Annotated in this window: 15 protein-coding genes; 11 read left to right on the top strand and 4 right to left on the bottom strand. The window is 59.4% G+C overall.

Annotated elements, in window-relative coordinates; genetic code table 11:
- The first annotated feature begins 195 nt into the window (after nt 1-195).
- The 5 genes from gcvH to O3649_RS04875 all read left to right on the top strand — a co-directional run bounded on the left by gcvH (nt 196) and on the right by O3649_RS04875 (nt 6,077).
- A complete protein-coding gene (gene gcvH, locus O3649_RS04895) occupies nt 196-588 on the top strand; it encodes a glycine cleavage system protein GcvH (RefSeq protein ID WP_005507722.1) in 393 nt (130 codons plus the stop codon).
- 606 nt (nt 589-1,194) lie between these two features.
- Nucleotides 1,195-1,968: a MerR family transcriptional regulator gene (locus O3649_RS04890; protein ID WP_005507723.1), complete on the top strand. Its 774-nt coding sequence runs from the start codon at nt 1,195-1,197 to the stop codon at nt 1,966-1,968.
- Nucleotides 1,969-2,670: 702 nt separating this feature from the next.
- Nucleotides 2,671-3,315, top strand: coding sequence for a MerR family transcriptional regulator (locus O3649_RS04885; RefSeq protein WP_371573023.1), 645 nt, complete (start codon nt 2,671-2,673; stop codon nt 3,313-3,315).
- Between the two features lie 191 nt (nt 3,316-3,506).
- The gene (locus O3649_RS04880; RefSeq protein ID WP_005507726.1) at nt 3,507-4,319 is read left to right on the top strand and encodes a ParA family protein; all 813 of its coding nucleotides are present in this window, start codon (nt 3,507-3,509) and stop codon (nt 4,317-4,319) included.
- 300 nt (nt 4,320-4,619) lie between these two features.
- A complete protein-coding gene (locus O3649_RS04875) occupies nt 4,620-6,077 on the top strand; it encodes a mycothione reductase (RefSeq protein WP_371573020.1) in 1,458 nt (485 codons plus the stop codon).
- Nucleotides 6,078-6,187: 110 nt separating this feature from the next.
- Here O3649_RS04875 and O3649_RS04870 read toward each other — a convergent pair whose 3' ends face one another.
- The gene (locus O3649_RS04870) at nt 6,188-8,347 is read right to left on the bottom strand and encodes an AMP-binding protein (protein WP_371573018.1); all 2,160 of its coding nucleotides are present in this window, start codon (nt 8,345-8,347) and stop codon (nt 6,188-6,190) included.
- A 151-nt stretch (nt 8,348-8,498) separates the two neighbouring features.
- Nucleotides 8,499-9,365, bottom strand: a complete 867-nt coding sequence (locus O3649_RS04865; protein WP_070819772.1) for a carboxylesterase — start codon at nt 9,363-9,365, stop codon at nt 8,499-8,501.
- A 228-nt stretch (nt 9,366-9,593) separates the two neighbouring features.
- Between O3649_RS04865 and O3649_RS04860 the strand changes: the two genes are divergently transcribed.
- Together O3649_RS04860 and O3649_RS04855 are read left to right on the top strand one after the other, a co-directional pair.
- Entirely contained in the window at nt 9,594-10,343 is a 750-nt protein-coding gene (locus tag O3649_RS04860; protein WP_314360176.1) for a lysophospholipid acyltransferase family protein, read from the top strand.
- 305 nt (nt 10,344-10,648) lie between these two features.
- Entirely contained in the window at nt 10,649-12,013 is a 1,365-nt protein-coding gene (locus tag O3649_RS04855; protein WP_294628888.1) for a class II 3-deoxy-7-phosphoheptulonate synthase, read from the top strand.
- A gap of 186 nt (nt 12,014-12,199) precedes the next feature.
- Here the strand turns inward: O3649_RS04855 and O3649_RS04850 are convergent, their stop codons facing one another.
- The gene (locus O3649_RS04850; RefSeq protein ID WP_371573016.1) at nt 12,200-13,897 is read right to left on the bottom strand and encodes a serine/threonine protein kinase; all 1,698 of its coding nucleotides are present in this window, start codon (nt 13,895-13,897) and stop codon (nt 12,200-12,202) included.
- A 248-nt stretch (nt 13,898-14,145) separates the two neighbouring features.
- On the opposite strand from O3649_RS04850, the gene O3649_RS04845 reads away from it, so the two are divergent.
- Nucleotides 14,146-14,514 (top strand): Rv2175c family DNA-binding protein, encoded by a 369-nt coding sequence (locus tag O3649_RS04845; protein ID WP_219101697.1) that lies wholly within the window; start codon nt 14,146-14,148, stop codon nt 14,512-14,514.
- 127 nt (nt 14,515-14,641) lie between these two features.
- Here O3649_RS04845 and O3649_RS04840 read toward each other — a convergent pair whose 3' ends face one another.
- A complete protein-coding gene (locus O3649_RS04840) occupies nt 14,642-15,874 on the bottom strand; it encodes a polyprenyl synthetase family protein (protein WP_371573013.1) in 1,233 nt (410 codons plus the stop codon).
- 185 nt (nt 15,875-16,059) lie between these two features.
- Here O3649_RS04840 and dinB point away from each other — a divergent pair, with 185 nt between their 5' ends.
- The 3 genes from dinB (at nt 16,060) to mraZ (ending at nt 18,998) form a co-directional block, all read left to right on the top strand.
- Nucleotides 16,060-17,454, top strand: coding sequence for a DNA polymerase IV (gene dinB / locus O3649_RS04835; protein WP_371573011.1), 1,395 nt, complete (start codon nt 16,060-16,062; stop codon nt 17,452-17,454).
- 158 nt (nt 17,455-17,612) lie between these two features.
- Nucleotides 17,613-18,014 (top strand): DUF3040 domain-containing protein, encoded by a 402-nt coding sequence (locus O3649_RS04830; RefSeq protein WP_005506566.1) that lies wholly within the window; start codon nt 17,613-17,615, stop codon nt 18,012-18,014.
- 552 nt (nt 18,015-18,566) lie between these two features.
- Nucleotides 18,567-18,998, top strand: coding sequence for a division/cell wall cluster transcriptional repressor MraZ (mraZ, locus tag O3649_RS04825; RefSeq protein ID WP_005507741.1), 432 nt, complete (start codon nt 18,567-18,569; stop codon nt 18,996-18,998).

Genomic DNA, 18,998 nt, shown 5'->3' with positions numbered 1-18,998 from the left:
GGGTGATCGTTGAGCGGTTAGATGGGATAAGGAAAATATAGTGTCATAGAAGTGGTACGGGGGTGTTTGGACGTGCCCCGCGTTACTTCTTATGTGATAATTGGTGTAGGACGTTCCGTCATCCCACATACGGAACGACACCGTGCGCGGGACGGTCCGCGCTACGCAAGAACACACTGAAAGGACACCGCTGCTATGAGCAACGTTCCCGCAGAACTCTCGTACACTTCTGAGCACGAGTGGGTTTCCGCTCTCACCGCCGAGGGCACCGTACGTGTTGGTATCACCGACCACGCTCAGGATGCACTGGGTGACGTCGTCTACGTCGACCTTCCCTCTGTCGGCGATTCTGTAGCTGCTGAGGATAGCTTCGGTGAGATTGAGTCCACCAAGTCTGTCTCCGATCTCTTTGCTCCCATCGCTGGCGAGATTGTCGCAGTGAACGAGGGCCTGGAGGATGACCCCGCACTGGTCAACTCCGATCCCTACGGCGAGGGTTGGATCATTGAGATTCGCCCCGAGAACGCTGATGATCTGGCTAACCTGCTGGATGCAGAGGCGTACAAGGCTGAGCTGGCTAAGCTCTAAGTCGATAGTCTAGCTCGATAGACTCTATAGCTCTGGCGTCCCTCGTGTTAAGAGGTACGTACTGATGAAACGGCGAGACCGATTGGTCTCGCCGTTTTTCTTTTAAAATGCACACAAACGCAAATAGTTGGGCGCATTTAAGGTTCGTCTTGAAGGTGTAGGAATTCACTAAAGGGGCTTGAAGGGTGACTAAACCCCTAGTGGGAGCCTCTTTCAAGTTAAATGTGATGAAAACTTCAACTATCGCGAGAAGATAAAATTTTCCTCGTAAAGCAGTCCAATATGAGATATATGTGTTCGAAGTATTGGAATTTTGCTAAAATTGGTACTGTCTCTACTGATTAATGTTTGATTGTGTGGCTATTTTTGGGTTCAAAAAGCCTCTGAAAAGGGCGAACTAAATAGCAAAATGCCTTGTGAGGCTATAAGATTGTCTCGAAGGTTTGCGGTTTATCATTTCGTGATAAACAACTAAACTTATCTATCACACTCTCAACACTAAGCAAAGATGTTCGGCACGAAGCGAGACCCCCGACCGGGGAACGAGCCATTCACTCAAATACGGCGAGTATCGTCATCGACCGAACAAGTACCCGAAAGACATAGATGACCTCACGCATCGATGAGAACCTCACTAACGCTGAGGTTCAACTAGAGGACGTGGAGAACGGCGACTCTGACCGTAACCCGCGTGACGTTAAGAGCCGGACCATTGGTCAGGTTCTTAGCCAGCTTGACCTGGAGTTCCCCGGAATTAGCGCATCCAAGATTCGCTTCCTGGAGGAGCGCGGCCTGGTGCACCCCAGCCGTACCGAAACCGGTTACCGCAAGTACTCCCAGACTGACATTGAGCGCCTGCGCTACATCCTCACTATGCAGCGCGATCACTACATGCCGCTCAAGGTAATCCGTCAGCATCTGGAGGATCTGGAAGCCGGTCGCGTGCTGAACTCCATGCCCGCCACCGTAAGTGAAGACGTCCTGGATACCGTCCTCGGACCGGACGAGCAGGAAGGCCGCACCTACAGCCTCCGTGAGCTGGCAGAATACGCTAACACCACTCCCGAACTGATTCGCGAGCTGATTGACTTTGGACTGCTCGAAGACGGCTCAGATGTGGAGTACACCGATTACGACGTGCTGATCGCCCGCGTGAGCGCAGAGCTGACCCAGCACGGCATTCAGCCCCGTCACCTGCGCGCATTCAAGTCTGCGGCAGACCGCGAAATCTCCCTCGTGGAAATTGCGGTGGCTCCGCTGGCTTCGCGCCGCGACGCAGCCTCCCAGGCTCAGGCGCAGGAACGAGCCGACAAGATTCGCAAGTTGTGCCTGCAGTTGCACGCAACCCTCGTCGAATCGGCAATGCCTACCTACGAGTAGGCGGCTGAAGGCGCAGACGACCGGACTGTCTACCCTTCTCAAACCCATGCGGTTCCACCGCACCCCAAACGGGGATTTCCCTCGGGAAACACCACTGACCACGGTGATTCCCTCTATAGTCCCTACCTGCACCAACGGGTAGCGGCCTCTATACTTGGACGAAGCCGACGCTGGCACGCTCGGAATTTCTACCCCTTCGTCCAACACGAAGAGCTTTCTCACCAGGGGGCTCCCGGCCTGCCAAGGCTATTCACTCAACTCAGCTGTAAATGCGTACGGACTACCAGTCCGTACGCATTTACTTTTTAAACTCCCCCTGTATAAACTCCCCCTGTGCGGGGGTGCCCAGAAAAAGCGAACGGAACAGTGGGGGAGGGGTGCCCCTATGAGGCGTTAATGAGGTAAGAATGAATCTGAAAAGATCGTTCGCTCCGGTGGGTTCAATTTTAAGTAGAGCCCTCTATCAGTTAAAATAGATTGAACAACCGCGCCTATCGCGCATCGGTCGCACTGTCGAACCGCTGTGTAGTATTGAAAACCGCGCCGGAACCCAGTAGAGGAGCCACGCGAATCATAGACGCAGATTCTAGACCTCAACCCTAGAATCTCACCCCGAGAATCGGGTCTACACCGGAACGATATCGACCGCATTTGATAGGGCGCGGTGAAGCACTTAAAAGGGTTTAACGAAAAGGAGGGACCGTGCTAGAGCAGCAGGTAGCCGAAAATGCAGGCGAGGCCGCAACCACGCACGCACCCCAGGGCTTCGACCAGCCCCTGGATGGCTTCGACACCCTCTTCCCTGTAGCACCGCCTCCGCGCGGTGAACAGGGCGTACTCTTCACCGACCCTGTCTCTGTCGTCGAGGAAAACCTTGGCTACCGCGGCGCTGTCGCCTGCAAGGCAGCTGGCATTACCTACCGCCAGCTCGACTACTGGGCACGCACCGACCTGGTCGTACCCACCGTGCGTGGCGCCTCCGGATCCGGTACCCAGCGCCTCTATAGCTTCCGCGACGTGCTCGTGCTCAAGATTGTGAAGCGACTGCTCGACACCGGCGTGTCCCTGCAGCAGATTCGCACCTCCATCGAGCATCTGCGTACCCGCGGTATTGACGACCTCGCGAACATTACCCTCATGAGTGACGGCACCACCGTCTACGAATGTACCTCCCCGAGCGAGGTCATTGACCTGGTTCAGGCAGGTCAGGGCGTCTTCGGCATCGCTATCGGTCGCGTCTGGCGCGAAATCGAAATAAACCTCAACGGCCAGCCCGGCGAAGAGATGCACGAAAACTTCGAAGGCGACGAACTTGCCGCCCGCCGTGCCCGCCGCGCACAGGCATAAAACACAAAACGTGAATCAGCCCGCGCTCACTACCTATCGGGTAGCGAGCGCGGGCTGAAGCTTTAAATGCGAGGGAATATTCAATGCTCACTTGAGAAAAAACTCAAGATACACCCCTGTCAGAGCCAGAAGAAAAGCGAAGATTCGCTAAAATAAAGGGGCATTACACCTCACTCATAAAAGGGACCTGCATGCCCCGCATCGTCAGTATCAGCAGCCTCAAGGGCGGCGTTGGCAAAACGTCCATCACTTTGGGGCTCGCCTCCGCGGCATTACACAGCGGACTCTCCACACTCGTTATTGACCTCGACCCCCACGGCGACGCCAGCACCGGCCTGGCAGTGGATGAAACCATCCCTGACGTCGCCTCCCTGATCGCTAGTTCCAATGAGCGTGCCTTCGCGGAGGAAGCCGGTAGCTCCTCCTGGAACGCGCTCGTCGGCAAACCCACCCTGCTGACCAATAACCCCGTGACCACCGGTAGCGTGAAGGTGGCGCGAGGCTCGGCGCGCTCCACCCTCGTGGACCGGCAGGAAGCCGCGCCGTTCATTCGCCGCTTCAAGCGCATGGTGGAGGCGGCTGCGGACGCCTACGACGTGATCCTGATTGACTGCCCGCCGTTCCTCGGAACCCTGTCTTCAATGGGCTGGGCGGTTAGCGAGCGCATCCTTTCGGTCGCAGAGCCTTCCCTTTTCTCCGTGGCGGGCACCGAACGAACCCTGCGCGCCATCGTGCGCTTTCAGCAGGAAAGCGGCATCAGCATTGACGGTGCGGGAGTAGTTATCAACAAGATGCGCCCCAACGACAGTGAACACCGCTACCGACGCGACGAAATGCGTTCCCTCTTTGGCGAGCTCGTGGCAGATCCTGTGCTCGCTGAAAGCCCCGTGCTGCAGCGTGCCCAAGGTGCCGCATACCCGATTCATTTTTGGCCCGACGAAGAATCGGTTGATCCCGCCATTGACTTCACCCGCCTGCTGGCCGGGCTTATGGCAGACCTCTAATCGCTGACCTCTTAGCGCAGACATCTAAGCCTTACTAATCCGCGGGCTCACATAGTTTCAACGCTTGAGGTCTCAACGCTTGAGTGCGTCTTCTCAAAGAACCCCTGTGTTCTCAGCGCTGTGTTCTCAGTGCTGCGTTCTTTGGGATGGCGCACTTTCGCATATCCGTCAACATTGACACCAGAAGTGGGAATAGCCGGAAGCTTCCACGCGTTATAGTGGCAGTAACAGAAATAACCCCGCCATCGAAGAGCACGCTGGGAACGAGCCCAGCCTCAACACCAACAACGAGAGGACCACATGAGCATCGAGAACGTAGAACGCATTGACGGCGTAGCACAATACGACCTCATCGTCATCGGCTCCGGATCCGGCAACACCCTCATCGGCCCCGAATGGGACGACAAGAAGGTCGCTCTCATCGACGGCGGTATCTTCGGTGGTACCTGCCTAAACGTTGGCTGCATCCCCACCAAGATGTACGTCTACCCGGCGACTATCGCGCAGAAGAGCCGCGATGTTAAGCACCTGGGCGTCGACGCACACGTAGACGCCGTGCACTGGGCGCAGATTCGTGACCGCATCTTTGCCTCCCGCATTGACCCGATTGTTGAAGGCGGCCGTGAATGGCGTGCCGGCCTGCCCAACGTCGACTTCTACGACCAGTACGCGCGTTTCGTCGGCTCCCACACGGTTGAGCTGACCGACGGCACCCGCCTGCAGGGCCGCCAGATTGTGATTGCGGCAGGTTCCCGCGCCGTGCTGCCTCCCGTGCCCGGTATCGATTCCTCCAAGGTCTACACCAACGACAATGTCATGCGCCTGGACGAGCTGCCCGCCCGCATGGTCGTCATCGGCGGTGGCGTGATTGCGGCAGAATTCTCCCACGTTTTCTCCGCATTCGGCACCGAAGTGACCCAGCTGAACCGCTCCTCCCGCCTGTTGCGCGGCGTGGATGAAGAGGTCGTGGCACGCTTTGAAGAAGCCGCAAGCAAGCAGTGGAACATCGTCAAGAATGCGTCTCTCTCCGAAATCCGTGAGAACGCCGACGGCAGCGTAACCGTCGTAGCGAAGCGCACCACCGAGAACGGTGAAGAACTGCTCGAAATCCCGGCAGACGCTGTGCTCGTAGCAACCGGTCGCCGCCCCAACACCGACACCCTCAACGCGAAGAACTACTTCGACGTGCAGGACGGCGGTCAGCTCAGCGTCGATAAGTACCAGCGCGTGCTCTACAACGGTGCACCCGTACCCGGCGTCTACGCCCTCGGGGACGTGTCCAGCAGCTACCAGCTCAAGCACGTGGCAAACCACGAGGCCCGCGTTGTGCAGCACAACCTCAGCCACCCCGAGGACCTGCGCGCCAGCGACCACCGCTATGTACCCGGCGCGGTCTTCAGCAACCCGCAGATCGCCGTGGTCGGCATGACCGAAGAGCAGGCGCGTCAGGCCGCTGAGCGTGAAGGCTTTGAGATCACCGTCAAGGCACAGAACTTTGGCGACACCGCCTACGGCTGGGCAATGGAAGACAAGATTGGCCTGTGCAAGCTCATTGCCCGCAAGGACAACGGCGAGCTGCTCGGTGCGCACCTGGTCGGTGAAGAATCCTCCGTGCTCATCCAGCCGCTACTGCAGGCAATGAGCTTCGGCATGGACGCGCGCACCCTCGCACGCGGCCAGTACTGGATCCACCCGGCACTGACCGAAATCATTGAGAACGCGCTGCTCGGCCTGGAATTCGACGAGCCCGCCAACTAACAATGGCTAGATAACGCCCGGAAGCCGAGGCGTCTAGCGAACAAACAGAGAGGAGGGGGTCGTACCTAAGCGGTACGGCCCCCTCCTCTCGTTGATATAGCCAGAGCTATTTAGGCGTTGTCGCCTTCAGCCTTCTTAGCTTCTGCCTTCTCTGCAGGAGCTTCAGCAGAAGAATCTTCAGCCTTTTCTGGCTTTTTTGCCTTCTCGGACTTCTTGGCGTCGTCCTTAGCCTTCTCTTCCTGAGGCTTTTGCATCATTTCGGCGGTCTGTTCACGCAGCTCCTCAAACTTCTCGGCAGCCTGCTCACGCAACTCAGCAAGACGCTCCGTCTGCTGATCCGCGTACTCGTGCAGACGCTCAGCAGCCTGCTCACGCAGCTCAGCGAACTTCTCAGACTGCTCTGCCGCGTACTCCTGCAGACGAGCCAAAGAATCCGACGTGCTATCAGAAACCTTGCCGTACATCTCATCCACGTAAGAGGAGAAATCCTGCAGAATCTTCGCGCGGCGCAGCTTCTGCGAGGGAGTCAGGTAACCATCTTCCTCGGTTAGGTCACGGTTCATGATGCGGAACTCGCGAATACCCTCGGCGCGGGAAACCAGCTGGTTCGCCTCATCCACGAGCTTCTGAATCGCGGCGCGGACCGCCGGGTGAACCGCAGCCTCCGGAATGGAGAGCGAACGCGGCAGACCCAGATGCTCGAGCTGCTCGGGCAAGGTATCCGGGTCTAGGGTCACCAGCGCTGAAATGAACGGCTTCTCATCGCCAACCAGCATTGCCTGAGACACCAGGGGAGAAGTGCGCAAATGACCCTCCGCAATACCCGGAATCACGTTCTTACCGCCGGCGGTGACAATGATTTCCTTCTTACGGCCCACAATCTTCAGGTAGCCGCGCTCATCGAAACGAGCCAGGTCACCGGTGCGGAACCAGCCGTCTTCGGTGAACGCATGAGCGTCCTCCTCGGGGTTCTTGTAGTAGCTGCTAATCACGCCCACGCCACGAACCAGAAGCTCGCCGTCCTCAGCAATGTAGCCTTCGGAACCGGGGATGAGCGGGCCAATCATGCCAATCTGGTACGGGTTGATGCGGCCAGCAGCAATCGGGGCGCAGGTCTCGGTCAGACCGTAACCCTCCACCACCTGCACACCCACCGCGTGGAAGAAGTGCGCCAGGCGCTCGCCGAGGGGGCCACCGCCGGAGACCGCGTAACGCAGCTCGCCGCCGAGAGCCGCACGCAGCTTCGAGTAGACCAGCTTGTCGTAGAGAGCGTACTGCGCCGCCAGCTTGAGGGGCACACGACCCTCAACCTTCGCCTGCGACCAGCGCACCGCAATATCGGTGGAACGCTCAAACAGAGACTTATTGAACTTGCCGCCCTTAGCCGCCTTTGCCATGGCACCTTCGTACACCTTCTCAAAGACGCGGGGCACCACCAGCAGCATGGTCGGCTTGAAGCTATCCAAGTCAGCTGCCAGGTTCTTGATGTTGGGGGAGTGACCAATAACCAGGCCAGCATCCAGCGCCAGAACCTGAATCAGGCGCGCCAGAACGTGCGCCAGCGGCAAGAAAAGAATGGAGGAGTTGCGGGAGTTCGCAATCTCCGGCTCGACCAGCCTGGTGTTGGCGCTGAGGTTCAGGAAGTGGCCGTGAGTCAGTGCGCAACCCTTAGGGCGACCGGTTGTGCCGGAGGTGTACACAATGGTCGCGAGGTCGTCACAACCGGCTGCGGAACGTACCTGCTCCAGCTGCTCATCGCTTACCTCGGAGGCGCGAGTGCTCAGGGTATCGAGGTCACCGTTCTCAATGACCCAGCGGTGCTTCAACTGCATGGGCTCCTGGGTCGTGGAGGCGAATTCCTCAGCCTCCGCGATGCGCGCCAGAAGCTTCTCATCCTCAACGAAGATGGCGGTAGCCTCCGAGTGGGCGAGCGCCCACGCCGCCTGTGCGGGTGCGTTGGTCTCGTACACCGGCACGGAGATGGCGCCCGCGTACCAAATCGCGAAGTCAATGACGGTCCACTCGAAGCGGGTGCGGCTCATAATGCCCACACGGTCACCCGGGCGGATGCCCGCAGCAATCATGCCCTTAGCTAGGTCGGTTACCATCTGGTGGAACTGCTGGGCGCGAATCGGCTGCCAGTTACCCGGAGACATCTGACGGCGGTACAGCACCGGGTTGGAGCTGTCGGCTCGGTGACGCTCAACAATGCTTGTCAGGTTCAGTGAGGGGTCGACAAGAACCTCAGCGGGAGTGGAGAAGACTTTCATAATGCGCCTTTCGAATCAGGGCGTAAGCTCGGGCGGTCCGGGCCGCGGGCTGTCCTCGAATGCTCGAGGTGCCGTGATGGCTTTCTGGTTGTTCTGCTCGCCGCGGCGGGTGATGCATTCGCCGGTGTGCAGCGGGCGGAACTGTCAGAATTTAGTGGTTTAGGGATGCGACAAAAGCTTGAACAGTAGAGAAAAGATACTCGGCGTCGTAGTCGAGCGTTGCCACATGGTAGCTGCGGGTCAGCCACCTAAATTCTACAGGAACTGAACAATGTTCGAGAAAATATTTGTGGGAGCTATCCGACACAGTATGATCGCCCAGTGAACGCGCGTACAGAACCGGCGCCTTCAACTGCGGAATCAGTGCACGCGTCTCAGCGCCCAAAAGATGTAACTGATGCACCGCCGCCGTCGGAACGATAGAATACGCGCCCTCGCTCACGCCAGGAACCGCAATATCGGAACCAATCGCCTTGAGCATCGGCAGAACCTTCGACACCTTACCGGCGTGGCGCATCATCGGGTTCACATCCACCATATAGGGGTTAATCAGCACCGTACCCGCCACCGGCAGGCGCGCCGACAGATGGGTCGCCACCGTGCCGCCCATCGACATACCAATGACCACCACACGCAGACCCTGATCGGCTAGGCGACGGTACCCCTGCTCGGCAGAAGCTAGCCACTGCTCATAGGTGCTATCGCGCAAGTCTTTCCAATGAGTACCGTGACCGGTCAGCAACGGCATCTCCACCGCATACCCGAGCTCCATAAAATGCTGAGCCAACGGGCGCATGCTATGCGGTGAACCCGTAAAACCGTGCACCAGCAAAATACCCACAGAATGCTGCGCCGGGTCAGGACTAAAAGAAACGGGGGAGTGATCGAACGCTTCCTGGTCGCCCTCGAGGCGACGCGCCAGGGAGTCCTTAACATTTTGGGTTGCTAGAAGCCTGCGCTCGCGAGCCTTGCGGCGCATCCGCTTGAGCGGCTCCAACGAGTTATCAAAAATGCTCATGGTCCTCCTTCGCCAACCTGCGAGAATATGAACGCAGGTGCAGGCTCTATAGCGTACCCCGGTGGGGCGCCACAGATACAGCGCCGATGCCGGTATATCGCCTCCAGCGCACCCGAATACACCGGTGCGCAGAAAAATCGTTCCCTTTCTTTTTAATTATCGCGCGTTCCCTCGTGCCTCTCCAGACACGCTAGAATTGAGCCGGGAACATTCAGAGAGGAGACCCCAATGCCTAACACCGCCCTCTATTCAACGCTCAAGGTTCTTGGCTCACCCCTGCTGCAGGGACTGTACCACCACGACGTGGTTGGCCTGGAAAACCTGCCCGAGGGCCCCTACATTGTCGCCAGCAACCACCTGGCATTCTGCGACTCCATTTTTATTCCTCTCGCCATGCCTCGCACCGTGAACTTCCTCGCCAAGAGCGACTACTTCACCACCCCCGGCGTGAAGGGTCGCGCCATGGCGGCATTCTTCCGCGGTGTTGGCCAGCTTCCCATGGACCGTTCCGGCGGCCAGAAGAGCCAGGAATCCCTCAATGCCGGTGCGCAGGTCCTCAAGGACGGCGGCGTGATTGGCATCTACCCCGAAGGCACCCGCAGCCCCGACGGACGCGGCTACCGTCCCAAGGTCGGTGTCGCCCGCCTCGCAGTTGAAGCAGGCGTGCCCGTAGTGCCCATCGGACAGATCGGTACCGACCTGATTCAGCCCTCCGGCTCGAACCGTATCCGTCTGCGCCACGACGGCAAGCCCATCCAGGTGCGCACCATTATCGGCAAGCCCCTCACCTTCGAGGAATACACCGACGGCTCAGACCTGAGCCACCGCGTTCAGCGTGAAATCGCCGACCGTATTGGCTCCGAGATCCGTGCCCTCAGCGGCCAGGAATACGTGGACGTGTACGCCGACCGCGTCAAGAAACTCATGGCCGATAAAAACATGAGCGCTGATGCGGCAGTCGCACAGCTACAGAACTAACTAAACGTTGCCCAAGCGGGTATGCGACTACGCCAAGGGCGGGATAAGGGGTGATACCCCGAGTCTCGCCCTTTCGCGTCCCCTCCGCGCAGTTAATCTTCCATGCCCGAATCATTGATTTTGAATAGCTCTATCTAAACATATGAGATGTACCTGACTAGACGGCTAGGCGTTGAAGGGAGCAAGAGTACAATTAGTCTATTCGGCCTGAAGAATCGCAAGCCAGCACGCCGCACACGGCGCGCCGAATACCCGAAACGGCGGCTGAATCCGAAAACGCACAAGACCATCCCGATGGAGTGAAGATGAGCAACCAAAACCTCAGCACCTCGCAGGCCACCGACCACGGCCTAGACACCTGGCGTCAGCTGCACATTGACCAGCAGCCCACCTGGAGCGAGCACGAAGATTTTGAAAGCACCATCGCCGAACTGAACTCGGTACCGCCGCTCGTCTTCGCCGGTGAGGTCGATGCCATGCGTCAGGCACTTGGCGAGGTTGCCGAAGGCCGCGCATTCCTCCTGCAGGGCGGCGACTGCGCAGAAACCTTCGCGGGCGCAACCGCCGACAAGATTTCCGGCCGCGTCAAGACCATCCTGCAGATGTCTGCAGTGCTCACCTACGGCGCATCCATGCCCGTGGTGAAGATGGGCCGCATGGCGGGCCAGTTCTCCAAGCCCCGCTCCGCAGACATGGAAACCCGCGGCGACGTCACCCTGCCCTCCTTCCGCGGTGAGACCGTCAACGGCTTCGACTTCACCCCCGAAGCACGCGTGCACGACCCCAAGCGCATGCTGCGCGGCTACCACACCAGCGCCTCCACCCTGAACCTGGTGCGCGCATTCACCAAGGGCGGCTTCGCAGACCTGCGTGCCGTGCACCAGTGGAACCGCGGCTTCACCTCCAACCCCGCGCACGAGCGTTACGAGAAGACCGCTAACGAAATCGGTCGCGCCCTCAAGTTCATGGAAGCCTGCGGCGTGAACTTCGAAGCTCTCAAGACCACCGACTTGTACGTCGGCCACGAGGCACTGGTTCTGGACTACGAGCGTGCTCTGACCCGCATCGACTCCCGTACTCAGCTGCCCTACGACACCTCCGCACACTTCCTGTGGATTGGCGAGCGCACCCGCGGCGTCGACGACGCACACGTGGACTTCCTCTCCAAGGTCCGCAACCCCATCGGCGTGAAGCTGGGCCCGACCACCACCGCAGAGGACGCACTCGCACTGATCGACAAGCTCGACCCGAACCGCGAGCCCGGCCGACTGACCTTCATCACCCGCATGGGTGCGAAGAACATTCGCGAGAAGCTGCCCTCCATCGTCGAGGGCGTGCAGGCCGAGGGCGCGAAGGTCGTGTGGGTAACCGACCCGATGCACGGCAACACCATCTCCGTGCCCTCCGGATACAAGACCCGCCGCTTCGACGACGTGCTCGACGAGGTTCGCGGCTTCTTCGAGGTGCATGAGGCGCTGGGTTCGTTCCCCGGCGGTATCCACGTGGAAATGACCGGCGACGACGTGACCGAATGCCTGGGCGGCTCCGACGCTATCGACGAGGCAGCACTGGCTGACCGCTACGAGTCCCTGTGCGACCCGCGTCTGAACCACTCGCAGTCCCTGGAAATCGCGTTCCTGGTCTCCGAGTACCTCAAGAACCGCGCATAAAACGTTCATGCGCCTCGCCGTACTAGTCGGTGAGAAATAGCAGAAAAAACAATGCCCGGGTCTTCATTCATCGTGAATGAAGACCCGGGCATTGCGTTTAACCTGCGCGCTGCAAATACGAGGACAGAGTGCACAGACGAGGACAGAGTGCACAGACGAGGACGGAGTGCTCGAGGGGGAGCACTACTAGAAGGTCAGGAACGCCTCAATATTGCGCCACCACTGCGACTGCACCAGCGAGGTCGCAAGCCACCAACCGGTAAAGCTCGAACCCATGCCCAGCAGAATCAGCGCCAGAGCCCAACCGCCCACCGCCATACCCGAGGGCGGGGTCCTAAACTGCTTGGCGGGCAGACGAGGATCCTTCTGCGAAGACTGCTCGGATTCCTGAGAAGAAGCGGCCTCCTCTGCCGGTGAAGCCTCCGACGCGCTCGCCGCTCCCTTAGACTTCGAACGACGCGTACCGGAAGGACTCAACGAACGCTCCGCATGGATTGGGGCGTACTCGCCATGAGCTGAGATGAACTCCTGCTCCGTCTGCGGGCCAATACCAACGGACTGAGTCAGCGGGCCCTTCGCCGTGGCGGTACGACGGCTCATGAATGAGCCCAGACCACGCTTGCCGGATTTGCCCTTTGAGCCTTCCTGATTCTGATCAGCGTCAGAATCGTCATTATCGGAGGCGGAACTCACCAGAGGCGGAATGCCCTGGCGGTTGAGCACGGAGTCCTCAGCATCCACGTCGGCAAGGTGCACGCCCTGACCCGCTGCCGAGGCATCGTACACGAGGCTGTCGGGGGAGTACACATCGTAGGCGAGCAGATCGCGGGCATCGCTAAAAGCACTAATCGGGGTGTTACGCACCATCTGCGCGGCACCGCTACGCTCCGCAATATCGGCAACAGCTTCCCAAAGGGGAAGCTCCGGCTCCGGGCACGAGGGGGCGCGCCAAGCACGCTCAGACTCACCCAGCGACTCAGAAATCTCCAGCAGGGCCGTGAATAGTTCGGTCGCATCCTCGGGGCGGGCGTGAGGCTGCTTGCGGGTACACCACGAAATCAGCCCTGCAATATCGCGGTCCGCACCCGGCGCCACATCGGTCAGCGCGGGCATCTCAATATTGGCGTTGTGGTAGAGCACCTGCTGGTCATTTTCCAGGCCCACAAAGGGCAGGCGACCGGAAAGCATGCGGTACATCATCACGCCGAGCGCAAAAATATCAGCCTGAGCGCCGACCTTCACCTTCGGATCAAGCACCTCCGGCGCCACGTATGCGGGGGTACCCATGGGGGCACCCGCATCCACCTGATCGTCACGGCGGGAGAGGCCGAAGTCCGTGAGTTTTACCTGACCGTTAGCGTCGAGAAGAATGTTGCCCGGCTTGATATCGCCGTGCAGGTAGCGGTTCGCGTGAACCTCGGAGAGCGCCTCCACCACCGGAATGAGGATGTCCAGTGCCTCACCCAGGGAAAGCGCGTTACGCACACGCAACAGCTGGCTCAGGGTGCAGCCGTGCACGTACTCGAGCACGATGTACATGACCATCTGACCCGAAAAATACTCGGTACCCGAAGAAATCACACCCACCGTATGACCGCCGCCACCCACCTGGCGCATCGAGCGCTCCTCACGGTGGAACTTCTGACGGTTCGCTGCATCCTCAGCCAGAGCGGGGGAGAGAACCTTGAGCGCAACCGGGTTATTCGACCACAGGTCCAGCGCATAATACACCTCGCTCATGCCGCCGCGGCCAATAAGCGAACCCACCTGGTAGTGCCCCTCAATAATGGCGCCACTGAGCCACTGCGAAGAACCAATAGCGGTATCCGGGGCAGCGGGACGAGTGGCGGGAGGAACAGAAGTATTAGAAGAACGGGGGTTCACGGGAGAAATCCGGCGTGGGCTGGGAGTATTCATACGTCTCAACATTTTAGCCCGCCCACCTGGGCAGACGCGATGCCAAAGAGCACCGAGCAGGTGAACACTCAGCGAACTCTTAAGAAGCGCTGGCGGTTCCGACCCCAACGCACGAACAGCGGGCAGCACGCAAGAACGAAAGAATCCGGGAGGGGCGCCGAACCTGCGGCGGGTCAAAAGTGGTAAATACGTGCCAGCTCTGGCACTCTTAAAAGGTGACTAACGAAAATATTGCTCAGACCTTCGCCCTCGTCGGCGATTGGGTAACTATCCCCGAAATTGCGCAGGCACTCGACCTGAAGGTGACCCGCGTTCACAACCTGATTTCTGACGGTACGCTCATCGCTCTGCGCGACCCGGAAACCAACGTGCGCAAGGTTCCCGCACTGTTCCTGAACGGTTCGCGAGTACTCGAATCCCTCAAGGGAACTCTTGTGGTCCTGAAGGATTCCGGCTTCAGCGATGAAGAAGCTATCGTGTGGCTGTACACCAACGACGACTCTCTGCCCGGCCGCCCGATCGACGCACTGATTGACGGTCGCAAGACTGAGATTCGTCGCCGTGCGCAGGCACTGGCTTGGTAATACCAGCTTGGTAATAGTGGCTCAGTACTATAGCTAAATAGGTTGAGGCGGCATACTTCGGTATGCCGCCTCAACCTATTTAACGTTCTAACTGTGTTGAACCTCTACGCCTTGCGACGTAGCGCATCTATGCCTTGCGGCGCAGAGCACGACCCACGATATCGGTCAGCGCCGCATGCGTCAGCTCGTCCAGGTTCATCGCCTCCAGCGCCTCAAACACAGCCTGAGACTTCTGCTCAATCAGCTGCTCATGCTTGGCGAAAGCGCCCGAAGAAACCATCAGCTCACGGATGCGCTCCACCTGCTCATCGCTCAGCTCGGGGTTGCCCAAGCTATTGTGCAGAAGCGCCGCGTCCTTCTCGTCGAGGACGGCGGAGGTGAGCGCCACCAGCACGGTACGCTTACCCTCACGCAGGTCATCGCCAGCGGGTTTACCGGTCACCTCGGGCTGGCCGAAGACGCCCAGCTCGTCATCACGCAGCTGGAAACCCTCACCCAGCGGCAGGCCGAACGCACGGTAACCGGCAAGTACCGGGTGCTGCTCGCTCACGGCACTTGCACCGCTCTCCAGCCCGGCAGCCTGCAGAGCCAGAGCACCACCAATCGTGAAGGGGTGCTCGCACGAGTACTTGGCGGACTTGAAACGAATCACGTTCAGGGCACGCTGCAGAGCCGCCTGAGCGTCCTCGGTTTCCAGAACCTCGGAGTAGACATCCAGGTACTGACCCGCCAGAACTTCGGTGCGCATCCGGTCAAAAATAGTGCGTGCAGGAGCGCCATAAATCGCTCCCTCACCCAGGGACGCGAAAACCTCGGCAGACCACGCCAGGGTCAGGTCGCCGGCAAGAATACCGCCGGTCAGACCGTAGTTGAAAGCATCACCGCGCCAACTATTCTGCTCGTGCGCCGCCTCGAAACGCTTGTGCACGGAGGGAGCGCCGCGGCGGGTATCGGAGCGGTCGATAATGTCGTCGTGAATCAGTGCGGAGGTCTGGAACAGCTCCACCGCCATGCCGGCCTTCACAATAGACCAGGACGCGCGGTTCTTGGTTACGGGTGTGCCACCGGCACCTCGCCAACCCCAGTAGCTCAGCAGGGCACGCAGGCGCTTGCCGCCGGTGGAGAGGGATTCAATAGCCTCCAGCAGGGGTAGAGTCTCAGCAGAGATGCCCTCGAGTAGCTCGCGCTGGCGGGTAAAAAACTCAGCCATGAGGGTGTCAAAAGCGTGCAGGTAGGCTCGCTGCTCTTCAGCAATACGCTCAGCGAGGTGCGCAGAAGCCGCCGGGATATTCGGTGCCGCTACGGTGAGGCTCTCGGTCGCCTGGGGAGTGGGTGCTCCGGAAGGAGAAGGGGGAGTCATACTATCCTCGCTGGTGGTCGCTGTGTACGGTCCTGATGCCGTGCGGTGTGCACTTCTTCTAGCTTAGTGGAGAAAAGCCCAAGAGAACGTATTTGCGAACACGTTTACGATATATTGCCCCTATTGTTCGTAGAAATGTGCTATATTTTCGGTAGGCGGGAGTAGAAGCTATGAGAGGAGGCGACATGGGGCAGACGCGAACCGGCAAGAACAGCGGCGCAAGGAGGGGCCGCGTCATTATGCACCTGGACATGGACGCCTTCTTCGTCAACGTCGAGCTCCTCGAAAACCCCGCTCTGCGCGGTGAGCCCATTATCGTGGCGCCCCTGGGTCCCCGCTCGGTCGTATGCTCCGCCTCCTACGAGGCGCGCGCTCACGGAGTGCGCTCCGGCATGCCGCTCAGTCGCGCCCGGAACCTCAGCCCCAACGCCACCGTCCTGCCGCTGCGCGGCGACTACCGGCACTACTCGCGCGCCGTCATGGCAATCCTTCACGACCTGAGCCCCTACGTTGAGCAGGTCAGCGTGGATGAAGCCTTCGTAGACCTCACCGGCGCCTACCTGCACGGCCAAGACCCCGTCGCCCTGGCGCAGCGCGCTCGCGACCGCATCGCGCAGGAGCTATCCCTGCCCTCCTCTGCGGGGGTTGCGCCCAATAAGCTGCTCGCCAAAATGGCGTCCACCGGTAGTAAACCGAACGGGCTGTGGGTCATTCCACCCGAGCGCGTTCAAGAATTTCTTGACCCGAGAAAAGTCTCCGACCTGTGGGGAGTGGGTGCGAAGAGTACCGAGCAGCTCTCCCGATACGGTATTCACACCATCGCCCAGATGAGGTCCATGAGCCTGGACTGGCTCAAAGAACGCTTCGGTACCGCCCAGGGCGAGCACCTCTGGGCCATGGCGCGCGGCATTGACGAACGCCCCGTAATCACCGAACGTGAAGAGAAAAGCATGGGTGGCGAGCACACCTTCGAGACGGATACGACCGATGCCCAGGAGGTGAGCGCTGCTATTCGGGAGCTGAGTCTCAAACTGGGAAAGCGCCTGCGCACCGCCGGGAAACTCGCCGGAGGGCTCAGCCTCAAAATTCGCTACAGCACCTTCGAAACGCACACCCGCGCTATCCCACTAAACGTGCCCGTGGACTCCGGCATGCAGATCGCTTCCCTGGTGGTGGAAGCCCTGCGAGCAGATGAAATCGTGGTAGGGCAGGCGGTACCCCGCGCCCTGCGACTCATCGGAGTGCGCGCCGAAAAGCTCGCCCGCGCAGAAGACGGGGTGCAACAAACCCTCTTCGACTCCATCGAGAGCGGGGCAAACCCACGCTCCATCAGAACCGCCTCCGCCAGAACCGCCTCAGCACAACGAGGTGGCGGGGGAGTGGACAATAGCCCGCAGAACGGTACTCGCTCGGGAGCTGGCGCTCACTCGGGGTCTGGTGCCCGCCTCGTGAAGAGCGGCAGATGGTCCGAGGTTGAGCACGTCATGGACGCGATTCACCGTAAGTACTCACAGGAAAGCCTCAAGCCAGCCTCCGGAGTTACCGCGCCCGAGAAGAGCATTGACGAAAAGAGGTCATAAAGAGCTTCTGTCCGGAAAAAGAATGCGCCAACCCCACCCGGCGGGGTACGATGGGAAGCATACGACGGGAAGATGCGCTCACCGCGCCAGCTGATGCACTAGCTAACCCGGCTGATACCGACGTCATCTTGAGTAGCGACACCTCAAAGGAGAAAACGATGGCACTGTCCGAGCGTGAACAGAAGGTTCTGGACCAGCTCGAAGAACTCATGAGCAATGAGGACCCGCACTTTGCCTCCTCCATGTCTTCAACCGGCAATACTGCGCCGGTTTTTAGTGCTCGCCATTTGGCTCTCGGTATTCTCTTCGTTCTCATCGGCCTGGGCATCATTATTGGCGCGGTCGCATCTAACATGATTTGGTTGGGCGTATTTGGCTTCCTCTTTGCGGCCGGTGGTGTGTACTTTGCGACTACCAGCAAGAAGACCCCGGTCGACTCCTTCCTCGGCGGTAAGGCAGAGGGCGCAGCTCGCGTGCGTCAGCGTGAGCAGAAGGAGCGTTCCTCCTTCATGAACCGTCTGGAGGACCGCTGGGACGAGCGCAATAACGGCCAGTTCTAATACTGCTTTGGCGCAATAGTTTTCTCGTGGCTAGTATTTCTCGCGGCTGAGCATCTGTGATCTCTAGGGTCTCAAGACTTCATCAAGACTTTACAGGCGGAAGGTAAGAATTCTTACCTTCCGTTTTTTCTATGCCCGAACCAGTGAGATATGGATGTTTTAGAGGCGGGCGGATGGAGCGCACTGACTGCTGCAACTGGCCCCGTCATTGACTCTGTACTTGAGTCAGGGCATAGCAAGCATGATGAAGGCGGCCCGCTGAGCGGACACACCCGAAGCTGTGTAGAAGCTGTGCGCCAGCGTTAAAAATGCAGAAGAGAGCATAAAAACACTAAAAGATACTCTGCCGGGTGGGGTAGGTGGTGGAAAGTGGGGTAAAGTGGAGGGGAAAGCTGAAAGTCAGTCCTATCGCCGTGCCCTCAAACATGCGGCGGAGGCGCCGGCCCGGCACACCCCGCCACTGGTACCTACAGGATTCGTGGAGCAACCACACTCCCGCAGGCTTCAGCACATCGGCACACATCAGGGGCACACATCGGGGAGGTGAAGTGAATGTTCTTAGGTACCTACTCGCCACGAATGGACGCCAAAGGACGCATCATCCTTCCCGCTAAATTCCGTGAGGAACTCTCAGCAGGCCTCGTTCTGACCCGCGGTCAAGAACGATGCCTGTACGTTTTCCCCGCCGCAGAATTTGAACGCATCCACGAACGGATGCGCACCGCGCCCCTGCCGGGACGAGCCGCCCGAGACTTCCTGCGAGTCTTCCTCTCAGGAGCCTCAGACGAACTGCCCGACAAGCAGGGACGCATCACCATCCCGCCGATACTGCGCCAATACGCAGGACTGACCGACAACCTCGTCGTCATCGGATCCGGTACCCGCGCAGAAATCTGGGATGCAGCCGCTTGGGAGGAATACCTCGCCCGCACCGAAGCTGAATTTGCCTCCCTCGATGAGGACCCGTTCAGTCCGCTACTCTAA

The organism is Rothia sp. 27098_8_29 (assembly GCF_041432785.1).
Lineage (GTDB): Bacteria > Actinomycetota > Actinomycetes > Actinomycetales > Micrococcaceae > Rothia > Rothia mucilaginosa.
This window is presented reverse-complemented; position numbering and strand designations above follow the sequence as displayed.

Bases quoted from the DNA above. Each gene is read 5' to 3' on its own strand.
- mraZ (WP_005507741.1), top strand. From the start codon at position 18,567: ATGTTCTTAGGTACCTACTCGCCACGAATGGACGCCAAAGGACGCATC.
- O3649_RS04880 (WP_005507726.1), top strand. From the start codon at position 3,507: ATGCCCCGCATCGTCAGTATCAGCAGCCTCAAGGGCGGCGTTGGCAAA.
- O3649_RS04840 (WP_371573013.1), bottom strand. From the start codon at position 15,874: ATGACTCCCCCTTCTCCTTCCGGAGCACCCACTCCCCAGGCGACCGAG.
- O3649_RS04855 (WP_294628888.1), top strand. From the start codon at position 10,649: ATGAGCAACCAAAACCTCAGCACCTCGCAGGCCACCGACCACGGCCTA.
- O3649_RS04890 (WP_005507723.1), top strand. From the start codon at position 1,195: ATGACCTCACGCATCGATGAGAACCTCACTAACGCTGAGGTTCAACTA.
- gcvH (WP_005507722.1), top strand. From the start codon at position 196: ATGAGCAACGTTCCCGCAGAACTCTCGTACACTTCTGAGCACGAGTGG.
- dinB (WP_371573011.1), top strand. From the start codon at position 16,060: ATGGGGCAGACGCGAACCGGCAAGAACAGCGGCGCAAGGAGGGGCCGC.
- O3649_RS04860 (WP_314360176.1), top strand. From the start codon at position 9,594: ATGCCTAACACCGCCCTCTATTCAACGCTCAAGGTTCTTGGCTCACCC.
- O3649_RS04830 (WP_005506566.1), top strand. From the start codon at position 17,613: ATGGCACTGTCCGAGCGTGAACAGAAGGTTCTGGACCAGCTCGAAGAA.
- O3649_RS04865 (WP_070819772.1), bottom strand. From the start codon at position 9,365: ATGAGCATTTTTGATAACTCGTTGGAGCCGCTCAAGCGGATGCGCCGC.
- O3649_RS04875 (WP_371573020.1), top strand. From the start codon at position 4,620: ATGAGCATCGAGAACGTAGAACGCATTGACGGCGTAGCACAATACGAC.
- O3649_RS04870 (WP_371573018.1), bottom strand. From the start codon at position 8,347: ATGAAAGTCTTCTCCACTCCCGCTGAGGTTCTTGTCGACCCCTCACTG.